The organism is Chryseobacterium caseinilyticum, assembly GCF_014837145.1.
Taxonomy (GTDB): Bacteria; Bacteroidota; Bacteroidia; order Flavobacteriales; family Weeksellaceae; genus Chryseobacterium; species Chryseobacterium caseinilyticum.
In genome coordinates, this window is the sequence record NZ_JACYFS010000001.1 from 470,347 (window position 1) to 495,547 (window position 25,201).

The 25,201-nt window shown below is 36.6% G+C and carries 25 protein-coding genes; 15 read left to right on the forward strand and 10 right to left on the reverse strand.

The features are described 5' to 3' along the window. Nucleotides 1-5 precede the first annotated feature (5 nt). A complete protein-coding gene (gene idi, locus IC610_RS02245; RefSeq protein WP_191735039.1) occupies nt 6-515 on the reverse strand; it encodes an isopentenyl-diphosphate Delta-isomerase in 510 nt (169 codons plus the stop codon). A gap of 239 nt (nt 516-754) precedes the next feature. Here idi and IC610_RS02250 point away from each other — a divergent pair, with 239 nt between their 5' ends. Together IC610_RS02250 and IC610_RS02255 are read left to right on the forward strand one after the other, a co-directional pair. After that, a complete protein-coding gene (locus IC610_RS02250; RefSeq protein ID WP_056078963.1) occupies nt 755-1,159 on the forward strand; it encodes an LNS2 domain-containing protein in 405 nt (134 codons plus the stop codon). A 96-nt stretch (nt 1,160-1,255) separates the two neighbouring features. After that, nucleotides 1,256-2,215: a D-2-hydroxyacid dehydrogenase gene (locus IC610_RS02255; RefSeq protein WP_191735040.1), complete on the forward strand. Its 960-nt coding sequence runs from the start codon at nt 1,256-1,258 to the stop codon at nt 2,213-2,215. A gap of 58 nt (nt 2,216-2,273) precedes the next feature. Here the strand turns inward: IC610_RS02255 and mscL are convergent, their stop codons facing one another. Further along, nucleotides 2,274-2,663: a large conductance mechanosensitive channel protein MscL gene (mscL, locus tag IC610_RS02260; RefSeq protein WP_191735041.1), complete on the reverse strand. Its 390-nt coding sequence runs from the start codon at nt 2,661-2,663 to the stop codon at nt 2,274-2,276. Between the two features lie 136 nt (nt 2,664-2,799). Between mscL and IC610_RS02265 the strand changes: the two genes are divergently transcribed. Continuing rightward, nucleotides 2,800-4,314 (forward strand): NAD(P)H-hydrate dehydratase, encoded by a 1,515-nt coding sequence (locus IC610_RS02265; RefSeq protein ID WP_191735042.1) that lies wholly within the window; start codon nt 2,800-2,802, stop codon nt 4,312-4,314. 67 nt (nt 4,315-4,381) lie between these two features. On the opposite strand, the gene lgt is transcribed toward IC610_RS02265, so the two are convergent. Both lgt and yidD read right to left on the reverse strand, forming a co-directional pair. Then, nucleotides 4,382-5,248 carry a prolipoprotein diacylglyceryl transferase gene (lgt, locus tag IC610_RS02270; protein ID WP_228462874.1) on the reverse strand — a complete coding sequence of 289 codons (867 nt, stop codon included), beginning with the start codon at nt 5,246-5,248 and terminating at the stop codon, nt 4,382-4,384. A gap of 406 nt (nt 5,249-5,654) precedes the next feature. Then, entirely contained in the window at nt 5,655-5,903 is a 249-nt protein-coding gene (yidD, locus tag IC610_RS02275; protein ID WP_191735044.1) for a membrane protein insertion efficiency factor YidD, read from the reverse strand. Nucleotides 5,904-6,052: 149 nt separating this feature from the next. Here yidD and IC610_RS02280 point away from each other — a divergent pair, with 149 nt between their 5' ends. Then, complete coding sequence (locus IC610_RS02280; RefSeq protein ID WP_191735045.1) at nt 6,053-7,330, forward strand: replication-associated recombination protein A; 1,278 nt, start codon at nt 6,053-6,055, stop codon at nt 7,328-7,330. Nucleotides 7,331-7,384: 54 nt separating this feature from the next. Here IC610_RS02280 and IC610_RS02285 read toward each other — a convergent pair whose 3' ends face one another. Together IC610_RS02285 and IC610_RS02290 are read right to left on the reverse strand one after the other, a co-directional pair. After that, the gene (locus tag IC610_RS02285; RefSeq protein ID WP_191735046.1) at nt 7,385-7,822 is read right to left on the reverse strand and encodes a hypothetical protein; all 438 of its coding nucleotides are present in this window, start codon (nt 7,820-7,822) and stop codon (nt 7,385-7,387) included. A gap of 268 nt (nt 7,823-8,090) precedes the next feature. Further along, nucleotides 8,091-8,516 (reverse strand): acyl-CoA thioesterase, encoded by a 426-nt coding sequence (locus IC610_RS02290; RefSeq protein WP_191735047.1) that lies wholly within the window; start codon nt 8,514-8,516, stop codon nt 8,091-8,093. Between the two features lie 137 nt (nt 8,517-8,653). On the opposite strand from IC610_RS02290, the gene dnaA reads away from it, so the two are divergent. From dnaA to IC610_RS02310, 4 genes are all read left to right on the forward strand, one after another. Continuing rightward, on the forward strand, nt 8,654-10,108 hold the full coding sequence (gene dnaA, locus IC610_RS02295; RefSeq protein WP_056078984.1) for a chromosomal replication initiator protein DnaA: 1,455 nt from the start codon (nt 8,654-8,656) through the stop codon (nt 10,106-10,108). Nucleotides 10,109-10,189: 81 nt separating this feature from the next. Continuing rightward, nucleotides 10,190-10,663, forward strand: a complete 474-nt coding sequence (locus IC610_RS02300; RefSeq protein ID WP_191735048.1) for a low molecular weight protein-tyrosine-phosphatase — start codon at nt 10,190-10,192, stop codon at nt 10,661-10,663. Between the two features lie 57 nt (nt 10,664-10,720). After that, nucleotides 10,721-11,419 carry an SAM-dependent methyltransferase gene (locus tag IC610_RS02305; RefSeq protein WP_191735049.1) on the forward strand — a complete coding sequence of 233 codons (699 nt, stop codon included), beginning with the start codon at nt 10,721-10,723 and terminating at the stop codon, nt 11,417-11,419. Between the two features lie 149 nt (nt 11,420-11,568). Further along, nucleotides 11,569-11,946, forward strand: a complete 378-nt coding sequence (locus IC610_RS02310) for a hypothetical protein (protein ID WP_191735050.1) — start codon at nt 11,569-11,571, stop codon at nt 11,944-11,946. Between the two features lie 57 nt (nt 11,947-12,003). Here IC610_RS02310 and IC610_RS02315 read toward each other — a convergent pair whose 3' ends face one another. Continuing rightward, on the reverse strand, nt 12,004-12,897 hold the full coding sequence (locus IC610_RS02315; RefSeq protein ID WP_191735051.1) for a DUF4349 domain-containing protein: 894 nt from the start codon (nt 12,895-12,897) through the stop codon (nt 12,004-12,006). Between the two features lie 70 nt (nt 12,898-12,967). On the opposite strand from IC610_RS02315, the gene IC610_RS02320 reads away from it, so the two are divergent. Continuing rightward, complete coding sequence (locus tag IC610_RS02320; protein WP_191735052.1) at nt 12,968-14,032, forward strand: DUF2891 domain-containing protein; 1,065 nt, start codon at nt 12,968-12,970, stop codon at nt 14,030-14,032. A 260-nt stretch (nt 14,033-14,292) separates the two neighbouring features. Here IC610_RS02320 and IC610_RS02325 read toward each other — a convergent pair whose 3' ends face one another. Continuing rightward, nucleotides 14,293-14,766: an Mpo1 family 2-hydroxy fatty acid dioxygenase gene (locus IC610_RS02325; RefSeq protein WP_191735053.1), complete on the reverse strand. Its 474-nt coding sequence runs from the start codon at nt 14,764-14,766 to the stop codon at nt 14,293-14,295. Nucleotides 14,767-14,836: 70 nt separating this feature from the next. On the opposite strand from IC610_RS02325, the gene IC610_RS02330 reads away from it, so the two are divergent. The 6 genes from IC610_RS02330 to IC610_RS02355 all read left to right on the forward strand — a co-directional run bounded on the left by IC610_RS02330 (nt 14,837) and on the right by IC610_RS02355 (nt 22,210). Next, entirely contained in the window at nt 14,837-15,682 is an 846-nt protein-coding gene (locus IC610_RS02330; RefSeq protein ID WP_191735054.1) for a helix-turn-helix domain-containing protein, read from the forward strand. 88 nt (nt 15,683-15,770) lie between these two features. Continuing rightward, complete coding sequence (locus IC610_RS02335; RefSeq protein WP_191735055.1) at nt 15,771-17,081, forward strand: TolC family protein; 1,311 nt, start codon at nt 15,771-15,773, stop codon at nt 17,079-17,081. A 348-nt stretch (nt 17,082-17,429) separates the two neighbouring features. Further along, nucleotides 17,430-18,584, forward strand: a complete 1,155-nt coding sequence (locus IC610_RS02340) for an HlyD family secretion protein (protein ID WP_191735056.1) — start codon at nt 17,430-17,432, stop codon at nt 18,582-18,584. A gap of 122 nt (nt 18,585-18,706) precedes the next feature. Next, nucleotides 18,707-20,296, forward strand: a complete 1,590-nt coding sequence (locus tag IC610_RS02345; RefSeq protein ID WP_191735057.1) for an MFS transporter — start codon at nt 18,707-18,709, stop codon at nt 20,294-20,296. Nucleotides 20,297-20,903: 607 nt separating this feature from the next. Next, nucleotides 20,904-21,608, forward strand: coding sequence for a class I SAM-dependent methyltransferase (locus tag IC610_RS02350; RefSeq protein WP_191735058.1), 705 nt, complete (start codon nt 20,904-20,906; stop codon nt 21,606-21,608). 122 nt (nt 21,609-21,730) lie between these two features. Beyond that, nucleotides 21,731-22,210, forward strand: coding sequence for a hypothetical protein (locus IC610_RS02355; protein WP_191735059.1), 480 nt, complete (start codon nt 21,731-21,733; stop codon nt 22,208-22,210). A 100-nt stretch (nt 22,211-22,310) separates the two neighbouring features. Here IC610_RS02355 and IC610_RS02360 read toward each other — a convergent pair whose 3' ends face one another. Then, the gene (locus tag IC610_RS02360; protein ID WP_191735060.1) at nt 22,311-22,994 is read right to left on the reverse strand and encodes a hypothetical protein; all 684 of its coding nucleotides are present in this window, start codon (nt 22,992-22,994) and stop codon (nt 22,311-22,313) included. A 56-nt stretch (nt 22,995-23,050) separates the two neighbouring features. Further along, a complete protein-coding gene (gene metG / locus IC610_RS02365) occupies nt 23,051-25,084 on the reverse strand; it encodes a methionine--tRNA ligase (RefSeq protein WP_191735061.1) in 2,034 nt (677 codons plus the stop codon). Nucleotides 25,085-25,201 lie beyond the last annotated feature (117 nt).

Consider the following 25,201-nt stretch of genomic DNA (forward strand, 5'->3'; position numbering starts at 1 on the left):
TGTGCTTAAAAATGATGTTTGTATTCTTCAAGAATGATTTTAAACCATTCGGTAAACTGTTCGGGATGTTCAGAAATTTCTTGATCTAAATCTGCAAGAGAAATGTAGCGGACTTCTTCGACTTCGTTTTTATTTAAATTAAATTCTGAACTGTATTTTCCTGTAAAAACATGGTCGAGTTCATGCTCCCAAAGCCCGTTTCCGACGTCTGCCTTATAAATAAAATTAAATTTTTCTGAAAGTTCAGTTTTAATTCCAAGTTCTTCGGTCAGCCTTCTGTTGGCTCCTTCCAGATAGGTTTCGTCTGTTCTCGGGTGTGAGCAAACGGCGTTCGTCCATTGATTAGGAGAGTGGTATTTCTCTGAAGCACGCTTCTGTAAAAGCATTTCACCATTTTCATTAAATAAAAAAACTGAAAATGCGCGGTGAAGCAGACCATTAATATGAGCCTGCTGTTTTTCCATTAAACCTAAAACCTGATCTTCGGGATTTACCAGTACAACCATTTCTTCCATTCCTACAAATTTAAGTTTTAATCGTGATTTCGTAAAATAATTGTTTAAAATTTTTAATATTTATGAAATATTGGCTTTTATTTAAATAAAAATTACCATACTATTTTGTGAAAAATGCAATGGAATACTGTGTTTGACCTTTGAATAGAGATTTTTATTGTTAAAATTTTAACATAAACGAAGATTAATACAAGTCTTTAATCAAGAATGATTAACTTTGCACTTTAAAAATTTGAACGATGGAGCTAGATTATATTGAGCATATCAGTCCGATACTGAAAGACGGAATTAAGAATTATCTGATCGATATCGACGGAACAATTACAGAAGATGTTCCCAATGAAGAGCCGGAAAGAATGGTGACTTGTGAGCCTTTTCCGGATGCGCTTGAAACGGTTAACAAATGGTACGATGAAGGTCACCAGATTTGTTTTTTCACGTCAAGAACTGAGAATTTAAAGCAGATTACCATCGACTGGTTAGACAAACACGGATTTAAGTACCACAGTGTTCTGTGCGGAAAACCGAGAGGCGGAAATTATCACTGGATCGACAATCACCTGGTGAGAGCTACAAGATACAAAGGAAGATTTACCGATTTGGTTGAAAAACAGGTAACCATCGAAGTTTTTAAAGAAGATTAAATTACAGAGAAGATTTAAAGATTAAATGAAGGGCGAAATGCCGGAAATTCTTTTAGTTTTTAAATCTTTTTACATTTTAAATAGATTAAGTTAGTTATGAAAGTTTTAGCAAACGACGGTTTAGATCAGTCTGGAATTGATGCATTAACCGAAAAAGGCTTTGAGGTGATTACCGCAAAAGTTCCTCAGGAATTTCTTTTAGATTACATCAACGAGCACAAAATCCGTACAGTTTTGGTGAGAAGTGCGACACAGGTAAGAAAAGATATCATCGACAATTGTCCGTCACTGGAAATCATAGGAAGAGGTGGAGTAGGAATGGATAATATCGACGTAGACTACGCAAGAGAAAAAGGAATTCATGTAATCAACACGCCTTCTGCTTCTTCAGAATCTGTTGCGGAACTGGTTTTTGCACACCTTTTTTCAGGAGCAAGATTTTTGCAGGATTCAAACAGAAAAATGCCATTGCTCGGTGATACAGAATTTGCTTCATTGAAAAAAGCTTACGCTGCAGGTATTGAATTAAAAGGAAAAACCATCGGAGTTGTAGGGATGGGAAGAATAGGTCAGGAGGTTGCGAAAATTGCTCTGGGCCTTGGTATGAGGGTGATTGCTGCCGATAATATGGTTGGAAAAGCAAGCATTAAAGTGACTTTTTACAACAACCAGTTTATCAATGTTGAAATTGAAACTGAACCCTTGATTGAAGTTCTGAAACATGCAGATTTTATTACACTTCACGTTCCTGCTCAAAAAGAAGGTTTTATGATTGGAAAATCTGAGTTTGATCTGATGAAAGACGGTGTAGCGATTGTGAACTGTTCAAGAGGTGGTGTGATCGATGAAGCTGCTTTGATTGAAGCTTTAGATTCAGGGAAAGTGAGATTTGCCGGTCTGGATGTTTTCATCAATGAGCCGACGCCGTCGAAAGAAATTATCAACCATTCTAAAATTTCTGTGACGCCTCATACGGGTGCTTCAACACTGGAAGCCCAGGACAGAATCGGACTTTCTCTGGCAGAGCAGATTACAAGCATTTTACAGATTCAGTAAATTTGAATCTTTGGGAATAAAGAAAAACGCCGCAAAAATTTTGCGGCGTTTCTTATTGCTATAAAGTATTTTTTGATTTCAATAAATCTCTGATTTCCATCAATAATTTTTGATCTTCAGTAGGTCCTGCTGGAGCTTCAATCGGAGCATCTTCTTTTTTACTTAAACTTGCAATTCCCTTGATAAGCATAAATAAAACAAATGCTACAATTGAGAAACTGATAACAGAAGAAAGGAAGTTTCCGTACTTCACACCGTTCCATGAAAGTTCAGCAATGTTTTTTACGTTGGCTTTTTCCAGTGCCGGATTCAGCAACAGCGGAGTAATGATGTCATCTACGAATGATTTTACAATAGCGCTGAACGCCGCACCGATAATTACACCGACTGCAAGATCAACAACGTTTCCTTTGAAAGCAAAATCTTTAAAGTCTTTTACAAATCCCATAATTTTTATTTTTTTAAATGTTTTGCACAAAAGTATCATTTAAAAATAATAATATTAAATCTTTTGGGTATTTTTTTGCTTTAAATGATCAATAATTTTAAATAATTATGGTTAAATTTATTAAAAATAGTCCGTTATGAAAATTTTCACTGCTGAAAACATCCGATCTGCAGATCAGTATACAATTCAAAATGAGCCGGTTTCGTCTGTTAATTTAATGGAAAGGGCAGCGCAATCCTGTGTAGATTGGATTTTTTCAAAATGTGAAAACCACACAAAATTCGCAGTTTTCTGTGGAAAAGGAAATAACGGCGGAGACGGTTTTGCAATTGCCAGACTGGTGTATCTGAAAGGTTTCGATGTGGATGTTTTTATAGATAAAGCAAATTCTAAATTTTCAGACGATGCATTAATTAATTTAAAAAGATTAAAAGAAATTTCAGGAATAACACTGCATGATTTCAGTGAAACTGACGAATTTGATTTTGAAAAAACTGTGATTATAGATGCACTTTTCGGTACAGGTTTATCCAGAAATTTAGATGGAATTTTTAAAGATTTAATTGAAAATTTAAATAAGAAAATCAGTCCTAAAATCTCGATTGATATTCCGTCAGGGATGTTTTCAGATCAGTTGAACGCTCAGAGTGATGTAATTTTTAAAGCAGATTATACCTTGACTTTTCAGTTTTGGAAAAAGACTTTCCTTCATCCCGAAACCGGAGTTTTCGCAGGAAAAGTGGTCGTTTTAGATATAAAATTATCTCAGGAATTTATTGATCAGACTCAGACGGATGATTTTGTGATTGATGATGATTTAATTTTAAAAATATTTAAACCGAGACAGGAATTTGTGCACAAAGGAACTTATGGTAAATCCATCATTGTTGGCGGAAGTTACGGGAAAATCGGCGCTGCGGTTTTAGCGACGAAATCGGCTTTGAGAACGGGTTCGGGTCTAACTTTTGTGCTGGCGCCGGATTGTGGCTACGAAGTTTTGCAGACGTCTTGCCCGGAAGCCATGTTTATCAAAGGTGGAGAAAATTACATCAGCAGAATTGATGAGCAGGAAAATGCAATCTACGGAATCGGTCCTGGTTTGGGAACGGAGAAAGAAACGGAAAATGCACTTTTGCAATTTCTCAGAAACCATCAATCTCCTTTAGTTTTAGATGCAGATGCTCTGAATATTATTTCACAAGACGAAAATTATTTAAAATTAATTCCAAAGAAATCGATTATTACACCACATCCCAAAGAATTTGACAGGCTTTTCGGCAAAACTGAAAATTCTATGGAAAGATTAGATTTAGCCAAGAAAAAAGCCAAAGAGTTAGAGATTTATATTGTTTTAAAAGATCATCACACACAGGTGATCACTCGTGAAGATCAGGTTTTTTATAATGTTACAGGAAATTCAGGTTTGGCAAAAGGCGGAAGCGGTGATATCCTCACAGGATTAATTACATCACTTCTGGCACAGAAATATTCTTCTGAGGAAGCCGCAATTTTAGGTGTCTGGCTTCACGGGAAAGCTGCAGATTTAGCCGCAGAAAAATATTCAAGAGAAGCAATGCAACCCACGAATGTGATTGATGAAATCGGAAATGTATTTCTCTACTTAAACAAAAAAGCCACAACTCAGTTGTGACTTTAAATTAAAATATTTTCAAAGCTAAAAACAATGAGCCAAAAGCTAATTGCCAGATGCCAGGAGCTTACTCCGGTTTTCCGTTTTCTGCTTCTGTAATTCTGTTGTTTTTAGAATAAATCATAATGACAACTCCTGCAATCATAAAAGGAATTGAGAGCACCTGTCCGGTATTTAAACTTCCGATGGAAATATATTCTTTTCCCTGTGGCTCTTTCAAAAATTCTACGAAGAATCTGATGGCCCAGAGTATAATAAAGAATAAACCAAATAGCCATCCCTGCTGATATTTTTTGTCAGTCTTTTTGTATAAAATCCAAAGCAAGACAAAGAGAAGAACATAACCGATTGCTTCAAAAAGCTGTCCCGGATATCTTGGAACTGTTACACCATACTCATCGCTCATCTGAGGGAAAAGAATAGCAAAAGGTGAGTTGGGATCAACCTGTTTTCCGATAATTTCTGAGTTGAAAAAGTTTCCTAATCTTACGAAAGCACCACCCAAAGAAACCACAATTCCCAATCTGTCATACACCCAGAACGGATTTTTCTTAATAATTTTAAATGAATAATAAAGTGTGGTGAAAATCAAGGCTATCGTTGCTCCGTGGCTTGCCAATCCTGAAAAACCGGTAAATTCCAGTTCAGGTTTTGTTTTGATCGGAAGAAATACGCTGAGGAAATCTTCTCTGAAAAGTTCGCTCTGATAGAAAATAACGTGACCTAATCTCGCGCCCAAAATGGTTCCCAGCAAAGTCCATGTAAAAAGTGGATCAAGATATTTTTGGTTAACGTTATCAATGTCAAATATTTTTTTCATTAAAATATATCCGAAACCAAAAGCAAAAACAAACATCAAACTGTAGTAGTGCAGCGTAAAGGAGCCGATGTGAATTCCCACTGCAGGATCCCATATTTTATAAGTGGTCTCCAGTGATGTCTGATCAGCTTCTGTCAGAGGCTTTGGAGACTTCAGAACATATTTGAAATCGGCCTTATTTTGAGTAGGTTTAAAATCTTTATTTAAAAACTGATATCCGTTTTTCTGAAGAACAGTAAATGCGTTGTCATAAAATTCGCCCCATCCGTTTTTTCCTTCAAGATTGGCTTTGTTAACTATGATCAGACTGTTTGAAGCATTTTTCCCTGCAAAATCAGCAAAGGTTTTGGCATCAGTTGTTGAAAATATTTTTACAGGAACAGATTGGCTGTTCACAATTAGATTGGCATCAGAAACGCCGTCAGGATAATTCTGTGCAAAAATATTCTGAACAAAAAACGCAAAGATGATCAGATAAACTCTAAAGAATATAGTATTCATTATAAAAATGTTTTTAGCATTAGTGATTGCATTTTGGGGGAACGGGATCGTAGCCGCTGCCGCCCCAGGGATGGCATTTTGAAATTCTTTTTACACCGAGCCAAAATCCTTTGAATATGCCGTGAACCTGCAGTGATTCTACCATGTAGTGTGAGCAGGTAGGCTCGTAACGACAATTTTTTGGAAGTAATGGCGAGATAAACCATTGGTAAAATTTGATGACAATTACCAGAGGAAATGTGATGATTTTATTAAATGAAAGTTTCAAAACATTGCAAAAGTAGGGTAAAAAATTGAAATTTAGTTTAAATTTGTTTGAAGTTTCGGGCAGTAAACCGGTGTTTCGCCGGATAAATTTATACGTTTGTCGATTCTGTTTTACTTTCAATAAATATTTTAAATTCAAATACAAAAATCTTGAATCACAACACGCCTTTAGCAGAAAGATTAAGACCGAAAACCTTAGATGAAGTTTTAGGGCAGGAACACCTTACCGGAGAAAAAGGTACCATCAGAAAAATGCTCGAAAACGATGCACTGAATTCTCTCATTCTCTGGGGGCCACCAGGTACAGGGAAAACTACATTGGCAGAAATCATTTCAGAAAAATCAGGAAGGAAATTTTTTAAGCTTTCAGCAGTTTCTTCAGGAGTGAAAGATGTGCGCGATGTGATTGAAGATGCCAAGAAGCAAAATCTTTTTTCAGGAAAATCGCCAATTCTTTTTATTGATGAAATTCACAGATTCAACAAATCTCAGCAGGATTCTCTTCTTCATGCTGTGGAAAAGGGCTGGGTCGTTTTGATAGGTGCGACAACTGAAAATCCGAGTTTTGAGGTTGTTTCGGCATTGCTGTCACGAAGTCAGGTTTATATTTTGAAGGCATTGAGCTATGATAAACTGGAAGAACTTATCGACATTGCTACAGCGAGATTTAATAAAGACGAAAATTCTGATTTTGTTATAATAGAAAAAGAGGCTTTCATTCAATATTCTGGGGGAGATGGGAGAAAGCTTATTAATTCTGTGGAATTGGTTTTGAATCAGTTCAAAAATTCTGCGAACAAAGAAATTTCCAACGAAGATGTCATGTCAGTGCTTCAGGAAACGATGGCGCTTTATGATAAAAATGGCGAACAACATTACGATATTATTTCAGCTTTTATCAAATCGATGCGGGGAAGTGATCCGAATGGTGCGGTATATTGGCTGGCCAGAATGATTGCAGGAGGTGAGGATATTAAATTCATCGCCAGAAGAATGCTGATTCTGGCTTCGGAAGATATTGGTTTGGCAAATCCGAATGCTTTGGTGATTGCGAACAATTGTTTTCAGGCCATTAACGTAATTGGAAATCCGGAAGCGAGAATTTTGCTGAGTGAAACTGCGATTTATCTGGCGGTATCCCCGAAAAGCAACTCTGCTTACATGGCCATCAACGAAGCGCTGGCTTTTGTAAAGAAAACCGGAAATCTTCCTGTTCCGTTACATTTAAGAAATGCTCCGACAAAACTGATGAAAGATCTGGATTATGGTAAAGAGTACAAATATGCGCATTCATTTGAAGGCAATTTTGTAGATCAGGATTTTTTACCTGAAGAAATTAAAGATGTGAAATTCTATGAACCGGGAAATAACGCAACTGAAAAGAAAATCTACGATGAACTTAAGAAAAAGTGGAATAGTAAATATTAAAAAAGGATATTCAAACTGAATATCCTTCCTAAAAATATCTAATATGGCAATTTTTTATTTCTTTGGGCTGGCAATAACCAATGTTTTTTTACCATTGTAATCCTTCACTTCTGAATTCTCCATCAAATTGGCGAAAATATTAATTTTGGTATCATTAAATTCATATCCGTCAATTACAACAGGTGTTTCTGCAGCAATACCATTTTGCTTGTTGAGTTCAGCAAGGCTAATAAAGTCAAGCGTACCATATTCTTTTTTAAATTTTACAGAAGCCAAACCGTTTTCAGCAAGAAAACTGAATTTTTTCAGATCCTGAGGCAGAGCAGCAGAATTTTTAAACATATTTACGCTTTGAACATATTGTTTATTGGCATCAAACATGGCAACAGTTCCTACATTTCCATTGGCAATAGCAAATTTAGTGGAAGGATTTTTCTGTGCAAAAACACTTACTGAAGCTACTAAGAGTAGAGAATATAGAATTTTTTTCATAATCAAAAATTATATCAGTTAAATACGTGATAAATGTACATAAATTTTGATTAATATTCATAATAATTATAAAAATTTCTAAATATCATTGTCGTAACAGGAAAAACAGATGACAGAATAAATGTTGTCGAAATCTACGCTGTTACTAACATAATATATTTTTAATGAGGTACTTAAGTGAAATTATTTTTTCTCTCTGTTACTGCCAATTTCTCCATTTGAATCAAATATTTATCAGATTTAATTCAAACCAAAATTCTTATATGCATCAGATTTCTTCATTCTCAGTCTTCCATTCCTGCTGAATAAATGACATCAGAAAATCGGGACATTTGATAACTCTCCCTGATTCTGCGTCCAAAAAGAAAAGAGTTGTCTTCGCATCAGTAATTTTAACATTCTGCGCATTGAAGATCTCATATCTAAACTCTATCTTTACTCCCGGAAGTTTTTCAACATAGGTATGAATTGTCAATTCTTCATCGTAAAAAGCTGGTTTTAAATATTTAATACTGTATTCTGAAACCGGAAGCCAAATTCCTTTTTTTTCGATGTCATTATATGAGATTCCTATGCTTCGGAAAAGTTCTACTCTTGCAACTTCCAGATACTCTGCATAGTTGCCGTAATAGACATATTTCATAGGGTCAGTTTCTCCGTAACGTACTCGTAATGAGTGTGTTGTATGTATCATTTTTAGGTCTTTTTTATACATACAAATATATTTTTTAATAATCAATAGGTGCAACATTTTTTTTTAAAAAGAAAATAAGTGACCTTTGCTGTCCACCTTTTTTAACGACTAACTACACAATATCAGGGCATAAAAAAATGAAAGAAAATTTGATGATGACATGGCAGAATTGCCTCCAGTTTATGAGAGATAATCTCAATGCGGCTGAGGATAATTCTGATTTGAAGAAACTTGAAAAATCCTTCGACTTACTTTTCGACAAAGTGCAGCCGGTTTCGTTGGTTGACAACAATCTTACGCTGATGGTGCCGAGCGATTTTTACAAAGAATATATTGAAGATAACTACCTGTCTCTACTTTCTGCAGCCCTGAAGAAATATATTGGCAAAGGCGTTAAACTTTGGTATTCTGTGATGGAAAACAAGCCGGCAGGACAGGAAAAACCTGTTACCATGAACATGAAAGGCAAAACAGTTGCTACACCAAAAGTGCAGGAAACTATGCCTCAGGGTTTTTCTGGAAATATTGTAAATCCGTTTGTAGTTCCGGGTATCAAAAAAGTAAATATTGATTCAAATCTTAAAGCTGATTTTTCTTTTGATAATTATGTAGAAGGAGAAAGCAATAAATTTGCTTCCACTGTGGCAAAATCTATCGCAAAGAGACCTGGTGCAACGGCATTCAACCCATTATTTTTATACGGTGGTTATGGTGTTGGTAAAACTCACCTTGGTCAGGCTGTTGGTCTTGAAGTAAAAAGCCAGTTTCCTGATAAAGTTGTTCTTTACCTTTCATCAGAGAAATTTATTCAGCAGTTTATTTCAGCTGCGAAAGCGCATAAGCAGACAGAGTTTGCCAATTTCTACCAGATGGTAGATGTACTGATTATTGATGATATTCAGTTCCTTTCAGGAAAATCTGCTACTCAGGACAGTTTCTTCCATATTTTTGATTACCTACATCAGAATGGGAAACAAATTATCCTTACTTCAGATAAAGCTCCCGTGGATATTATGGATATTCAGGACAGAATTGTTTCCCGTTTTAAATGGGGACTTTCTGCAGAAATTAAATCTCCGGATCTTGAAACCAGAAAGCAGATCATCGTAGACAAATTAAGCAGGGACGGAATTGTTCTTACAGATGACATGCTCGATTTCCTTGCTTCTGAAGTGAAAACAAACGTAAGAGAACTCATTGGTGTTATTAATTCAGTGATTGCTTACTCTACAATTTATAAATCAGATTTAAGTCTTGAACTTTTAAAAGAAACAATCAATAAGATTGCAGCCAATCAGAAAAAAATCATCAATATTCCTTATATTCAGGAAGTTGTATGTGATTATTTCGGAATTAAAAGAGAGCAGCTTCTATCTAAAACAAGAAAAAGAGAAATTGCACTTCCAAGACAGTTGGCAATGTATTTTGCTAAAGAATATACTAACTCTACATTTACAAAAATCGGTGAAGAAATGGGAGGGAAAGATCACTCAACCGTAATGTACGCCTGCGAAACCATAAAAGACGTTTCGAAGATTGATAAAGAAGTGAAAAAATACGTGAAAGATCTTACTGAGCGAATTAAACATTAAGATTTTTTTTAAATTAAATACAGAAATGAAGGATAGATTTATTCTTCATTTTTTATTTTTGTAAAATATCAAATATTAAACATGAAAATATTAATGGTTTGCCTGGGAAACATCTGTCGCAGTCCGCTTGCGGAAGGTATTTTAAAATCTAAACTTCCGGCAAATTTTACGGTAGATTCTGCAGGAACGATCAATATGCATGAAGGAAATGCTCCTGATAAAAGATCTGTGGAAGTTGCTTCGAAAAATGGTCTCGATATTTCAAAACAGCAATCAAGACATTTTCAGCCTCATGATTTAGATGACTACGACAGAATCTACTGTATGGATAAAAATAATCTCCGTGATGTACTTTCTCTAGCCACAACTGCCGAACAAAGACAGAAAGTATTTCTGCTGATGGACAGCTTAAATTTAAATCATCATCCAACAGAAGTTCCGGATCCTTACTGGAGCGGTTCCGATGGTTTTGACCAGGTTTACAGACAAATTGATGAAGCCTGTGAAATGATAGCAAAAAATCTGGAACGGGAAACCTCCAACATCCAACGGTAACTTCACCTTAACCTTAACCTTAACCTTAACCTTAACCTTATCCTCAACCTAATAAAAATGCTCTTCCTACTCCCCGCATATCTCTCAGAAAACACTTCTATCACTCATTTTTCGCCTGTGATAAAAGAATACATCATGCAAACTGACTATTTCTTTGTTGAAAACGAAAAAACAGCGAGAAAAGTGGTGAAATTTTTTGCTCCTGAAAAAAAGCAGGCTGACCTTAAGCTGTTTCTGCTTGATAAATACACGGAAAATGCCGATATTAAAGAAGCTCAGACCTTAATGCTAAAAGGTCAGGATTTTGGTCTGCTTTCAGAGGCGGGTTTGCCATGCATCGCTGATCCGGGGAATCTCATGGTAAAATGGTGTCATGAAAAAAATATTCAGGTGGTACCAATTTCAGGACCATCTTCGATTATTTTAGCTTTGATTTCAAGTGGATTTAACGGGCAGGAATTTACTTTCAACGGGTATTTGCCGATTGATAAAGCAGAAAAGAAAAAACAGATTCTTCATTTGGAAAATCTGGTTCAGAAAACGGGTTATTCACAGATTTTTATGGAAACACCTTATAGAAATAACCAGCTTGTTGAAGATCTTTTAAAATTTCTTCCAGCAAATGCAAAGCTTTGCATCGCTGCCAATATCAATGATCCTGAGCATGAATTTATCAAAACAAAAACGATTAAAGACTGGCAAAAGCAAAAGCCTGAACTTCATAAAATTCCTGCAGTATTTGTTTTAGGAAAGTAATTAAGCATCTCATAAATGGTGCAGGGTTGATCGTGTAATTTGTGAAAGACTTTTTTATATAAATTATCTTATTATTATTTAACACCTCATTAACACACCGTTTGCATCATTCTTGTCAATACATATTTATAACATCAAAAAAATAAAATATGTCTGACAAAAAATTAGCTGGTCTGTGGATCGATACCCAGAAGGCTGTAGTTGTAAAAAATCATGATGCTCAGAATGCATTTAAATTTTTCTTATGCAGCCCAGTAAAAGCAATTATCCAGCACGGAAACTCAAGTGAAAATGCAGGAAATAATGCCGAGCAAACCAACAAAGTAAAATTTTTCAAGGAGGTCGAGCATCTTCTGATAAATTCTGAAGAGGTTTTGATCACAGGTCCGGGAACAATTCAGGAAGAATTGAAAAAGCATCTTCATGACACCGCCCAATTTAAAGATTTAAAAATCACACTCGAAACTTCTCAGCAAATGTCTGATGAGCAGGTTTTGGAAACGGTAAAGACACATTTTAATGCTTAATTAAATTGTTATTGCAAAGGAGACATCCGAGTACCAAAAGTATTCGGATGTTTTTGTTTATTTTTTGGTTCTGCTCTTCTTCCAGTTTCGCCAAATTATAATTACGATAGGAATAAGTATAAAGAAAGGCCAGAGAGAAATAAGTCCTAAAAGGAATGCGACGAAACCGTTCCAGCCTTCAGTAAGTGAATCGGCAAAACGGCTTCCGAAACCGACTTTAGAAGTGGTGGAGGATCTCACTTTTTCTTTAAAGAGCGTCAGATTAAGCGTACTGTATTTTACACGGTCGTCAATAAATTTTAATCTGCCTTCAGATACATCAATCTCATCTTCAAGATTGCGGATATTTTCCTGAATTTCAAGCATGTCACTTGTTGATTTTGCACTTTTAAGCATATCCCTGTACTTTTCAAGGTAAATCTTTTTATTTTCAAGTTTGATGGAAATATCAACATATTCTTCTGTGACGTCATCAGAGTAAATGTTTTTTGCCGTTACCGTTCCAAAACCGTCTGAAAAAGAATTGATTAAAGATTCAAATTGCTGGTGCGGAACTCTGATTGTAAATTCCATTTCGTCCCGCATATCACTGTTGCGGAATGTTTCTTTCTGAATGTAAGCCTGATTATTTTTAACGATGGACTGGATCTGGCTTTGGGATTTTGTAATATCTCCTACCTGTACAGTCATTTCCCCATTTTTAATAATCTTTTTCACAATTGAATTGACTTTGGGAAGCGGTTGAGATTCTATAGCTTTATTTTCTGATGCCCCGTCACTGCTTGCCGCAACGGCATCCCTTTGAGGAGCAGAATTTGCGGTGGCACTTGCAGGCATATCCTTTATTTCTTCGAGATTAGCCTCAAATATCTGCTCTTCTTGTATTTCACCCTCTTTTTTACTGCAGGAAATGAGGGCTGTAAGCATGAGGGCAATAAGAATTTTTTTCATTTTTTAAGTTTTGTAGATTTTAATCAGATGTTGTATTCAATATTACGAATTTGTTTTCTATTTTTAAAACATGAAAAGATATCTTCACGCCTTTTTGCTTTTACCCATCATCAGCATTGCGCAAACTCCGAAACTTACGGATGAGATGGCTTTCAAATTATCAGAAAAACCACTTCACTGCATCAATCAGGAATATCCTAATAAAACAGCACATATCATCAATACTGCGAATGAAGTTCCATTAAGTCCGAAAGATTTACACCCAAGTTTTTACGGCTGTTTCGATTGGCATTCGTCTGTTCATGGGCACTGGATGCTGGTTAGATTATTGAAAACGAAACCCACTTTATCGGTTGCTAAAGAGATTGAAAATATTTTAGACAATTCATTTAAGAAGGAAAATCTTCAGGTAGAAGCAGATTATTTCACCAAATACCAGTTGACCACAACTTTCGAAAGAACCTACGGATGGGCGTGGCTTCTCAAATTAGATGAAGAACTGATGACCTGGAATCATCCGAAAGCTAAGATCTGGCATGATAATTTAAAACCGCTGACCGATAAAATTCTTGCATCATGGAAAACGTATCTTCCTAAACAGACCTATCCGAACAGAACCGGAGTTCATCCCAACACCGCATTTGCAATGGTTTTTGCGCTGGATTGGGCAAGAACTGCTAAGGATAAAGATTTTGAAAATCAACTGACAGAAAAAGCAAAATATTTTTATTTAAACAATACAAAAACACCGGCGTATCTCGAACCGGACGGTTCCGATTTCTTTTCGCCAAGTCTTGAAATTGCTGATTTAATGCGGAGAATTCTGCCACAGAAAGAATTTGTAAAATGGCTGGATAATTTCTACGAAAAAAGAAGCTTGGAGAATATTGAGAAGATTCCGGTTGTAAGTGATTTGAGCGATTACCAAACAGTCCATTTGGTTGGTTTGTCATTTACAAAAGCCTGGTGCATGAAGGGAATTGCAAAGTCTCTTCCTGAGAGTCATCCGTTGAAAAAAGACTTTCAGAAAACAGCAACCATCTTTTTAAATAACGGACTTCCATTATTATTTCAAGGGAATTACGGAGGAGATCATTGGTTAGCGAGTTTTGCGGTTTACGCTTTGGAAGATTAAATTTCTTGTCAGACTTTAATAAGTGTTTTTATTTCCAATCTTGGTATTTCGTTGCTAAGTGGAACGCCATTGTTTATCTTAAAAATATGCACAAAAGTTAAAAAAGATCTTTGTCTAACCTTGCGTTTATAAAGATCTAAATTAATTGATTACCTGGGGATTTTCACCACAAAGAGCACTAAGAAATTTCACAAGGGACACAAGGCATGGTGATCCTCGTGAAAAACTTTTGTGCCCCTTGTGGTAAAAAATCAGCAAAATCAATACCTAATCCCTAACTTCTTCAAAACAAAACTCAACAACCAAATCGGTCCAATCAAAAGAAACTGCAGATCTTTCAAAAATGACGGTTTCTTACCCTCAATTTTATGTCCGACAAACTGTAAAATCCAGGTGATAATAAATACTGCAAGAAAAACCATCCACGATTTATTTCCCAAATGAATATTGACAGCATACGCCAAATGTTCCATCAAAAGCATCGCAAAAATCATTATGAAACCGATCAGTAAAGAAAGTCTGAGATAAAATAAAGTCACCAGAATCACAGCAATCAAGCTTACCAGACTAATGCATCCAAAGTATGACGCACAAAAATGTGGGGAGGGAATTAAAGAAATAAATCCTAATATCGTCCAGAAAACCAGTGGCACACAGATCCAGTGTATCAGCTTGTTGGTGGAGTTTCTGTGGCTTTCAGCATATTCAGCGAAAAGTAAATCGATCTTTCTCATATTCTCAAATTTGGGTGTACTAAAATAATAAATTTTTGCAATCGGAAAACAGATTGTTTACATTTGCCCAATGTCTGCTTTAGAAAAATTCGGGGTTGAGATTTTTACGCAACACAATATCTTTGAAAGAATCTCCGCCGACAAACCTTTCCGTCCCGATAATCCTGCTTTTATCTTTATCAGAAGCGGTTCTATCAAACTGCGACAGCATTTCAGTGACCTTGAGCTGTCTGCCAATATGTTTATGGTGACCGACCCGCAGACTGTTTACGAACTCATTTCTGTGAGTGATGATTTTCAGTCGAGGATGGTTTCTTACAAACGCGAATTTATTTCAGCTTTGTCATTGAAATTCAACAGGTTGATTACGTATAGGTATTTCCGTCAGCAGATGAATGTGGGCGTTCCTTTTCATCAGGATGATATGGATGTGGTTTGGAAAAGTGTCAATTTTTTAAAATATATTCTCGATTCTCAGACAGAAATGACTTATAAAAAGGAAATGGTGGAACATCTCTTCTCAGTTTTCTGTTATCAGATGGCTGGCATTATATCCAGTGAGGACAGCAACTCAATGAATCAGATGTCGAGGCAAGAAGAAATAGTTTTCGTTTTTCTCAATGATTTGGCTTCTCATCATCATATTAACAGAACGGTAGAGTTCTACGCCGAACGACAATCGATTACAACCAGACATCTTTCGTCAGTCGTAAAAACTATTACAGGAAAGTCGGCGAGTCAGATTATTGCTTTAATTGTAATCAATGAAGCAAAAGTGTTATTAAACTCTTCTAAAAAGCCTGTTTCAGAGATTTCTACAATCCTTGGTTTCAGCGACCAGTATTCGTTTTCCCACTTTTTTAAAAAACATTTGGAAGTAAGTCCTTCTCTATACCGAAATCAGTTCGAAGGATAGAATCCTACATTTGAACATCTTTTTCCAAATCTCAAACATTTGTTTGAGATTACATCCGTCGTAACTTTGCTTCGTAAAACAAGGTAAAATGACAAAGAATATAAAAACAGCACTGTCACTCGTGATGGCTATCTTTCCTGCGCTGTTTTTTTCACAAGAAATAAAACAGATGACAGCAAATGAAGTTGCCGAACTGGCGCTTCATAACCACTACCAATTGAAAGTTTCGGCACAGAATATCAATATTGCCAAACAGCAGACCGATATCACCAAACTTCAGAAACTCCCTTCCATCACAGCTTCTACAACTCAATTTTATTTGGGAAATGTGGTGGCAATCGACAAAGATTTTTCTAACTCAACCGCGATTCCGATGCCTCATTACGGCAGTACGTATGGTGTTCAGGCTACTCAACTGATTTTCAAAGGCGGATTGGTCAATAAATCGATTGAACTGGCAGGCCTTCGTGAACAGCTTTCTGAACTGGATTTAGAAAAAAATCAGCAGGATGTGAAATTTTTAGTGATATCCAATTATCTGGATGTTTATAAAATCATCAATCAACAATCGGTTTTTGATAATAATAAAAAACTGGCTCAGCAACGGTTGAAGAACATCAACGATTTCTACAAACAGGGAATGGTTACGAGAAATGAAGTCATCCGTGGTGAACTGGCGATTAAAAATCTTGACCAAAGCATTCTGACTTTAGCCAACAACAGAAAAATCCTCAATTACAATTTAAATATTGGTCTAGGATTGCCTGCTGATACTGAAATTATTCCGGTTGAAAATTTAGAAAATAAAGAATCAGGAATCGGGATGGATTATTATTTAAATCTAGCTCACGACAGCAATCCACAATTAAAATCTGCGCAAACCAACATCGGTGTTGCCGACAAAAACATTGAAATCATAAAAACCGACAGAATGCCGACGCTTTCAGGCTTCGGTGGTTATAGTCTGCAAAGGCCGATTACCAATAGAAATCCTGTATTGGATATGTATGCGAGCGGTTGGCAAGGTGGAATTTCTTTAAGTTACAACATCGATAATCTGTATAAAACCAAAGAAAAAGTAAAGCTGGGCGAATTCCAGAAGGCACAGGCCAATGATGCTTTGACTTTGACCCAACAGAATATTGATATGAATGTCAATGCGTCTTACGTCAAATATCAGGAAGCAATTCAGCAGGCCGATATTTTAAATGATGCGAAAAGACTGGCGGAAGAAAACTATAAAATCACCGAAGCAAAGTATCTTAATCAGTTGGCGGTACAGGCAGAAATGATTGATGCGCAAAACCAGAAACTGCAGTCTGAACTGGACTTTGCAAATGCGGAAATCAATGTGCTGTATCAATATTATAATTTACTGAAGTGGACTGGGACGCTTTAATTTCAAATGTAAATTTTCAAAAGAATTTTTCTTTGCCCCAACCCTAAAGGGAGGAAAATTCTCTTGAAAATTGTTCAAAATTACACCCTTTAGGGCTGGGGAAATAATTTTGAACAATTTTTAAATGACTAAAAGCAGTAATAGAAAAAAATAAATAAACATAAAATCAACAAGTTGATTTTACTAAGCTTGTACGTAAGCTTCGCGAAGCAAATTTATTTGCCTTTGCACTCTTAAAATTAAGCGGTTTCAAATGAAATCTTTGCGTTTAAAAAAAAGGCATTGCGAAGCTCAAAACATTTAATAAAAAAACTCTCTGAACTTTATGTTCAAAAAAATATAAAAACAATGGAAAACAAGGAACAAAATACTCAGGATACACAACCACAAGCGCCGGTAAAACCTGTGGTTTCAAGTGCTGAAGCAAAGAAAAAGCAAAACAGGAAAAATAAAATCAGAGCCATCATTTCAAACGTTTTCGTTTTTGCGGTGATAGGTTTCGGATTGTTTTGGCTGATTCGTCAGTACTTTCATATCGGCGACAAAACCTATACAGAAGCGGCTCAGGTGGAGGAATTTATCAATCCAATCAACACCAGAGTTTCAGCTTATATTAAAGAAATAAAATTCATCGAGCATCAGCTGGTGAAAAAAGGCGATACGCTGGCCATTTTGGATGACCGTGAAATCATCACACAACTCGGACAGGCGGAAGCAGCATATCAAAACGCATTGGCTCAACGTTCGGCAACTGGTTCTTCAATCAATACAGTTTCCAACAACGTCAGCGTGATGGAATCCAATATCGCCGGTGCAAAAGCAAGATTGTGGAACGCCGAACAGAATTTAGGCCGATACAAAAACCTTTTGGCAGCAGAAGCGGTGACGAGACAGCAATTTGACCAGGCCAAAACAGAATACGATGCGCAAAAAGCAGCCTACGAAACCTTGGTCAATCAGAAACAGTCGGCCAACCTTTCAACAACGGAAGTGAAAAGCAAATTGGGAATCAACGACGCCGAAATCAAAAGAACAAAAGCCGCTTTGGATATGGCGAAAATCAATCTTTCATATACGGTAATTACTGCGCCGTACGATGGCGTGATGGGAAGAAGGACAATTTCTGAAGGGCAGTTAATTCAGCCTGGACAGCAGGTTGCTACCATCGTTTTAAACAATCAAAAATGGGTCACTGCCAATTTCCTTGAAAGCCAGATGCCGAATATTAAAATAGGCGAAAAATTAATGATGACTTCCGATGCCTTAGGCGGAAAACAGTTTGAAGGAAAAGTCACCGCGGTTTCAGCCGCGACGGGTTCAAGATATTCAAGTGTTCCAACGGATAACTCAACCGGTAACTTCATCAAAGTACAGCAGAGAATTCCCGTAAGAATTGAGTTTACAGACGCCAACAAAAAAGAAGATGTGGCGAAACTGAGCGCGGGGATGAATATGAATGTGAGCGTAGCAAGTAAAAAGTATAAAGAATCAAGTAAAAAGTAGTGCGGTCGAAGTAAAACGATTTTGTTAAAGAGAAAGTTTTAGTAATCAATGATTTAATTATTAAGTACTTCCAACACCCTGGCTCTTTTGCCTTTTTACTTGGCTCTTACAAACCTAAAACTATGTATAATAAAGGTCTTTTCAGCGATTGGGTTCCAAAACCCTTACAGCTTCTGATGATGGTTTTACTGCTTATCGTGGTGATGCCGTTAGGAGGCGTTTACACCGGAAACATCAGTTTTATGGTGGGCGGAACCGGCGTGATGCAGGAATATTTTCTGTGGGCAAACTATGCGACCACCATTGGGATGGGAGCGTGTATGCCTGTGGTTTTAAGAATGAAAATGCGGTTCAAGGTTCGTGATAAATTGGTGATGTTACTGGTGCTTCTCGGTGCGTTAAGTTATATCAACGCCACCACTTTCGAACCGATGGTTATTGTGATGACCTCTTTGGTTATCGGATTTTTAAAAATGATGATTACCATTGAATTATTTTTACCGTTAATGGCAATGCTGGGCGGACGTGGGATTTTTTACGGCGTTTTCTACACATTTGTTTTGATATTAAATCAGGTCTCCGCGTATTATGCCGTGGAAGTTTCGATACTGTACAACTTTCAGCAGTTCTTTATTTTGGCAGCGGTGTTGTGTTTCGTCCTGGCATTATTGTGCTGGGTTCTGATGCACGATAAATATTTTGCTTTAAAAGTTCCGTTGCATTATATCGATTGGCTCAGCGTCATTTTGTTTGTATCAACATTTATGTTTTCCGCATACGTCTTTTCGTTTGGAAAACAGCAGGATTGGCTCAATTCAAAAAACATCATCAACGCAAGCATCGCTGCATTTGTGAGTTTCGCTTTGCTTGCCATCCGTCAGCTGACATTGAAGAGACCGTATATTTCCTTTCATATTTTCACCAAAAGCAATGTGCTCAACGGACTGTTTATGCTCCTGTGGCTGGGAATGTTTTTGGGAACAACGTCTCTTCAAAACATCTATTCTGTCGGAGTTTTGGGCTACGACCAACTGACGAATGCCAAACTGAATGTGATGATGACGCCCGGATTATTTCTAGCCGGAGTTATCGCTGTATTTTGGTTTAAAAAAGAAAGACCGCTGAAAATGTTCATCTTCTCAGGTTTCGCAGCAATGACTGCTTATGCTATCATTATGTACTTTTCGATGGTGCTGGAATTCAATTATGAAAACTGGTACTTACCGATGTTCCTGAAAGGCTACGGAATGTGTTCGCTCTTCATCTCGGTCTGGTATTACACCTTAGACAAACTGGAACTCAACGAAATGCTGGCGGCCATCGGATTGGTTTTGGTATGGCGAACCTTCCTCGCGGTAGGATTTTTCTCAGCCCTGTTTTCGTGGTTTCAGTATCAGTTTCAAATCGTCAGTTTAGGAGATTTGGCAGTCTATATGGACGGAATGACCATCACGCCACAAACGGTTGCCACCAATATGAAAACCATTCAGCTCAACGCCATCATCTCCGCCAACAAAAAGATATTTGGCTATATTATCGTTGCCGGTTTCGGAGTGATGTTGTATGTAAACACCCATCATTTCGGAAAACGTACAGAATATTTAAAAGTCATCAGAATCCTCAACGGAAAATCGGTCATCGCCCGACGCCGAGCCCGTGAAAGAAAGAAATTAGAAGAAGACCTCAAAGGCGCCACCGGTCCGGCCTTATAAAGAAACCTTGTTTTTACCCGTAAAGTCTCGTTTTGTTTTTCAAAGCGGGGCTTTACTTTTTAAAAAATCACCCATTACCTATTACTCATTACCCATATTTTAGGGAGCTTAATCCCGCTATCCACTATATCTTTTTTGGGATCGTCTCCTCTTCGTTACGCCAATCCCAAAAAAGGATGCCGTTCCCATCGGGGCTAGGGAAGGGTTTTGTCAATCAATATGGGTCGAAAAAAATGACTATTACGCATTTTTCACCTCGACACATTTATAAAAATTATGACATAGAATATTTTAAATGATAATCTTGAACAAAAACAATCTAAAAATAAGAAATGCCCTGCCAGAAAGGTCCCTGCACCCGTGCAACAGTTCTGCGGGAAGTCCGCAAGTCTGCCGCACCCCAGCAAGAAACTTGCGGAAGCCTTCGGAAGTGTGTTGCACCCAGTAAGAAGCTTTCGGGAAATCCTGAAAGGTTGTTTTACCGTCGCAGGAAGTTTTCGGAAGATTGAAATGTGTGTTACAAAGTTTAACTTTTCGATTAGATCTCTTCTTAGTAAGATTCGATAAAAATATTTGAAAGACTTATCTTTGCAGTAGAATTTTTAGCATGAAAGACTTAATGGGACGCGCAATCTGGGATTATTTTCACAACGAAAATCCTGAAGATCTGCAGACAGAAACTTCAATTTCCGAACTCGACGAACTTCCGGTAGAATATCTTTTCAGAGATTTTGAGGGAATGAATAAAATCGAACAGAAAGCTTTGAAATTAGCTTCGGGAAAAGTCCTTGACATCGGAGCAGGAGCGGGTTCGCATTCACTCTATCTTCAGAATGAAAGAAATTTGGAGGTTACTGCATTGGATATTTCGCCAAAGTCTGTTGAAGTGTGCCAGTTAAGAGGAATTCAGAAAGCCGTTGCTCAAAATATGCTTGAATTTTCCGGAGATACTTACGATACGATTCTTCTTTTAATGAACGGAACAGGTATTTTCCAAAGCCTGAATGTGATTGATGTTTATCTCCAAAAATTGTATTCATTATTGAATAAAAACGGACAAATCCTGATTGACAGTACAGACATTCTGTACATGTTTGACACCGATGAAGATGGAGGAGTATTGATTCCTGCAGATGGATATTATGGTGAGCTTGATTATGTAGTTCATTATAAGGGCGAGTCTGAAGATCCTATCAAATGGCTGTATCTTGACTTTAATACTTTACAGAATGCCGCAGTAAATAATGGTTTTAAAATTGAAATGATTTTGCAGGATGAAGATTCTTATCTGGCGAAACTCATTAAAAAATAAATCAGCTAACCCTTTATGAAGTCCCTCCATTACTGATTTTATAGAAAATACTACAAAAGGGCTATTTTTTTCATTTGTGTAATGAATTATTTTTGTGATAATAATTATAAAAACTTTATACCATGAAAAAGACTTTTTTATTATCACTATTCACATTCGTTTTTGCTGTAACCAATTTATATGCTCAGGAAAATTTTCAGGATGAAAGTCTTGCATTAATGGAAGATATTGCCAGAAATTCTAAGGAGAAAAATATTGTAGAATTTCTCACGAAAGCAAAATTTACAAAGGTGAGCGAATCTGAGGAAGGTGGCGCAAAATCTTACTACTTTGCCGGTCCGAATTCTGCTGCCATAAAGGTTGACTACAACAAGTCAAAAAAATTAATGAATGTGATCATGATTGTTTCATCAAACTTTGGAAAATTACCATTTATGCAGACAGATTTGATGCGTCATGATTTCAAGAATTATAAATATGACAACTTTAAATGGGAAAAAGATTCTTATCCATTTCAGTATTTGACAACTGAAGATGAGAATGATCACTCCCAGGCATTCGTCTATCTGATCACCAAAGAAAGTGAACATTATAAAAAGTAAATGTTCTTTTCTCAAATTTCAGTAAGGCTTATTATTTTGTTTAGTTAAAAGCAAAAGACACATCTCTTAGACGAGTCTTTTGCTTTTTTTTGCAGTATTTTCAAAAAAAAGTATTGTATTCTCTCATAAAACTTTGTACGAAGTGATTTGAAAACCACTCTTTAGGATTTATCAGAATTAAAACAATCATCACAAAAGAAATTCCAACAGGAATAAAATAAGATTCCTTTCTGTAAGGTAAATTTTTTGGTGTAAAAGAAATCCAGAACAAAAATATAGCTAATGCTCCGAGACAGGAAACAAAGAATTCAGGAGTGTTTTTAAGTGTATAAAATCTTTTGGAACTGTTTTCGTACATAAAGGGAACAAGGAAATTCTGTAATGGAAAAAACGCAAAACCAAAAACGAATGTAAGAATTGAAGCACCGAATTTTTTAAGTTTAATAAAATTCAATCCTAAAAGTATACATCCCGGAATTGTTCCTAAAAAAATACTGATTATTAAAATAATTTCTCTCGGGAACAGCTGTATTGCATTTTGATCATTTGTGATGTGATCTTTCCAGTCTTCTGCTTTTTCTCGCTTTTCTGCTGCTTCAGTTTCTTTTTTGGATTGAATAAGATGCTGAATGTTGATTTTTTCTGCATCAGAAAATATTCGTCCTCTTTTCTGTAAAATTTCAAAAGCTAACTGAACTGCTTCGTGAACGAAGCGGTTTTCTGGATTAAAATAATTTTCTAATTCTCTGCTGGAAAGCTTATTTAAAACAGTTTTATTGACCATTATTCAGAAAAAATGGGCACTGAAAAATGCCCATTGATATATTATAGATTTAAAAATTATCCGATTTCAACACCGTTTTCTACCTTCTCATCCGGCGTTACAAAAGACAATTTCCCGTCAGCTTTTGTAGTCAGCAACAGCATTCCCTGAGATTCAATTCCTCTGATTTTTCTCGGAGCAAGATTCAATAAAATCATTACCTGTTTTCCGATTACTTCTTCTGCGGTAAAGCTTTCTGCAATCCCTGAAACTACAGTTCTTACGTCAACGCCGGTATCAACAGTCAGTTTTAATAATTTATCTGCTTTTTCTACTTTTTCAGCAGTTAGAATTGTTGCTGTTCTCAAGTCGATTTTTGTAAAATCATCAAACTGTATTTCGTCTTTCATTGGGTTGGCGTTAGGGTTTGTTTTTTTATTACTTTGTTTTGTGTTTTCTAATTTTTGAATCTGAGCTTCGATTACATCGTCTTCGATTTTTGAGAAAAGAAGAGAAGATTCGTTGATCTGATGTCCGGTTTCAATTAAAACATTTTTAGTTTCAACATCATTCCATGTTGATTTTTGAACATTAAACATATTCAGTAATTTCTCAGAACTGAAAGGCATAAACGGTTCACACAACTGAGCCAAAGCCACTGCAATCTGAGCCCCGACAAATAACGACTGAGCCGCTTTTTCAGGATTGTCTTTAATGGTTTTCCAGGGTTCTTCAGCCTGAAGATACTGGTTTCCAAAACGTGCTAAATTCATCAACGCCGTCAGAGAATTTCTGAATTCATAGTTTTCCAGAAATCCAGAAATTTCTTTTGCAGATTTATTGATTTCCTGCAATTCAGAAGCATTAACGTCACCTTGAGGAACAATTCCATCATAATATTTATGAATTAAAACGGCAACTCTGTTGATGAAGTTTCCGAAAATCCCCACCAATTCAGAATTGTTTTTTGTCTGGAAATCTTTCCATGTAAAATTATTATCCTTCGTCTCAGGAGCCGAAGAAAGCAATGCGTAACGCAAAACATCCTGCTGTCCCGGGAATTCTTCCACATATTCATGGGCCCAAACTGCCCAGTTTCTTGAAGTGGAAATTTTATCGTTCTCTAAATTTAAAAATTCAAAAGCAGGAACATTTTTCGGCATAATGAAATCTCCATGAGCCTTCATCATCGCAGGAAAAATAATACAGTGAAATACAATATTATCCTTTCCAATAAAGTGAATAAGATCAGATCCTTCGCTTTGCCAGTAATCTTTCCAGTCTTTTCCGTTTTTTTCTGCCCATTCTTTGGTAAAAGAAATATATCCAATCGGAGCATCAAACCAAACGTAAAGTACCTTGCCTTCTGCATTGGGAAGAGGAACAGGTACGCCCCAGTTCAAATCTCTGGTCATTGCACGGGGTTTTAAGCCGTCTGTTAACCATGATTTCACCTGTCCGTAAACGTTAGGTTTCCAGTCGTCTTTATGACCCTCAATAATCCATTCGTTTAAAAAATCCTCATATTCGTTTAATGGTAAATACCAGTTTTTGGTCTCTTTTAAAATAGGAACGTTTCCGCTCAACATTGATTTTGGATTGATCAGTTCAGACGGAGAAAGAGTAGAGCCACATTTCTCACACTGATCGCCGTAAGCGTTTTCGTTGCCACAGTTCGGACAGGTTCCTACGATATATCGGTCTGCTAAAAATTCATTCGCCTGCTCATCAAAATACTGTTCAGACATTTCTTCTGTGAACTTTCCTTTTCCGTAAAGCACTTTAAAAAAATCCTGGCTCGTCTCACGGTGATTCGCCGAAGTTGTTCTCGAATATTCATCAAATGAAATTCCCAAATCTGAAAAAGATTTTTTAATGATTTCATGATATTTATCGACGATATCCTGCGGCGTAACGCCTTCTTTTTTAGCTCTTATGGTAATAGGAATTCCGTGCTCATCGCTTCCGCAGATAAAAGCAACATCTTTCCCTGACCTTCTCTGAAATCTTGCATAGACATCAGCAGGAATATAAACACCCGCCAAATGCCCTATATGAACCGGTCCGTTGGCATAGGGCAACGCTGCCGTAATCAATTTTTTATTTGACATTTTTTATACTAAAATTTAGATGTGCAAAGATAATTATAATTTATCTAAAAGTTTAGATAAATGATTTCTCATCGGGCTTATCATAAAAACAGCCTAACAACTGTTCATTTTGTTAAA

What these genes read in the sequence shown, in the direction of transcription:
- IC610_RS02290 (WP_191735047.1), bottom strand. Translation starts at nt 8,516, where the DNA reads ATGATACATACAACACACTCATTACGAGTACGTTACGGAGAAACTGAC.
- IC610_RS02350 (WP_191735058.1), top strand. Translation starts at nt 20,904, where the DNA reads ATGAAAGACTTAATGGGACGCGCAATCTGGGATTATTTTCACAACGAA.
- IC610_RS02355 (WP_191735059.1), top strand. Translation starts at nt 21,731, where the DNA reads ATGAAAAAGACTTTTTTATTATCACTATTCACATTCGTTTTTGCTGTA.
- mscL (WP_191735041.1), bottom strand. Translation starts at nt 2,663, where the DNA reads ATGGGATTTGTAAAAGACTTTAAAGATTTTGCTTTCAAAGGAAACGTT.
- idi (WP_191735039.1), bottom strand. Translation starts at nt 515, where the DNA reads ATGGAAGAAATGGTTGTACTGGTAAATCCCGAAGATCAGGTTTTAGGT.
- IC610_RS02325 (WP_191735053.1), bottom strand. Translation starts at nt 14,766, where the DNA reads ATGAGAAAGATCGATTTACTTTTCGCTGAATATGCTGAAAGCCACAGA.
- IC610_RS02335 (WP_191735055.1), top strand. Translation starts at nt 15,771, where the DNA reads ATGACAAAGAATATAAAAACAGCACTGTCACTCGTGATGGCTATCTTT.
- dnaA (WP_056078984.1), top strand. Translation starts at nt 8,654, where the DNA reads ATGAAAGAAAATTTGATGATGACATGGCAGAATTGCCTCCAGTTTATG.
- IC610_RS02305 (WP_191735049.1), top strand. Translation starts at nt 10,721, where the DNA reads ATGCTCTTCCTACTCCCCGCATATCTCTCAGAAAACACTTCTATCACT.
- IC610_RS02250 (WP_056078963.1), top strand. Translation starts at nt 755, where the DNA reads ATGGAGCTAGATTATATTGAGCATATCAGTCCGATACTGAAAGACGGA.
- IC610_RS02265 (WP_191735042.1), top strand. Translation starts at nt 2,800, where the DNA reads ATGAAAATTTTCACTGCTGAAAACATCCGATCTGCAGATCAGTATACA.
- metG (WP_191735061.1), bottom strand. Translation starts at nt 25,084, where the DNA reads ATGTCAAATAAAAAATTGATTACGGCAGCGTTGCCCTATGCCAACGGA.
- IC610_RS02320 (WP_191735052.1), top strand. Translation starts at nt 12,968, where the DNA reads ATGAAAAGATATCTTCACGCCTTTTTGCTTTTACCCATCATCAGCATT.
- IC610_RS02255 (WP_191735040.1), top strand. Translation starts at nt 1,256, where the DNA reads ATGAAAGTTTTAGCAAACGACGGTTTAGATCAGTCTGGAATTGATGCA.
- IC610_RS02345 (WP_191735057.1), top strand. Translation starts at nt 18,707, where the DNA reads ATGTATAATAAAGGTCTTTTCAGCGATTGGGTTCCAAAACCCTTACAG.
- IC610_RS02285 (WP_191735046.1), bottom strand. Translation starts at nt 7,822, where the DNA reads ATGAAAAAAATTCTATATTCTCTACTCTTAGTAGCTTCAGTAAGTGTT.
- IC610_RS02360 (WP_191735060.1), bottom strand. Translation starts at nt 22,994, where the DNA reads ATGGTCAATAAAACTGTTTTAAATAAGCTTTCCAGCAGAGAATTAGAA.
- IC610_RS02300 (WP_191735048.1), top strand. Translation starts at nt 10,190, where the DNA reads ATGAAAATATTAATGGTTTGCCTGGGAAACATCTGTCGCAGTCCGCTT.
- IC610_RS02330 (WP_191735054.1), top strand. Translation starts at nt 14,837, where the DNA reads ATGTCTGCTTTAGAAAAATTCGGGGTTGAGATTTTTACGCAACACAAT.
- IC610_RS02315 (WP_191735051.1), bottom strand. Translation starts at nt 12,897, where the DNA reads ATGAAAAAAATTCTTATTGCCCTCATGCTTACAGCCCTCATTTCCTGC.
- IC610_RS02310 (WP_191735050.1), top strand. Translation starts at nt 11,569, where the DNA reads ATGTCTGACAAAAAATTAGCTGGTCTGTGGATCGATACCCAGAAGGCT.
- IC610_RS02340 (WP_191735056.1), top strand. Translation starts at nt 17,430, where the DNA reads ATGGAAAACAAGGAACAAAATACTCAGGATACACAACCACAAGCGCCG.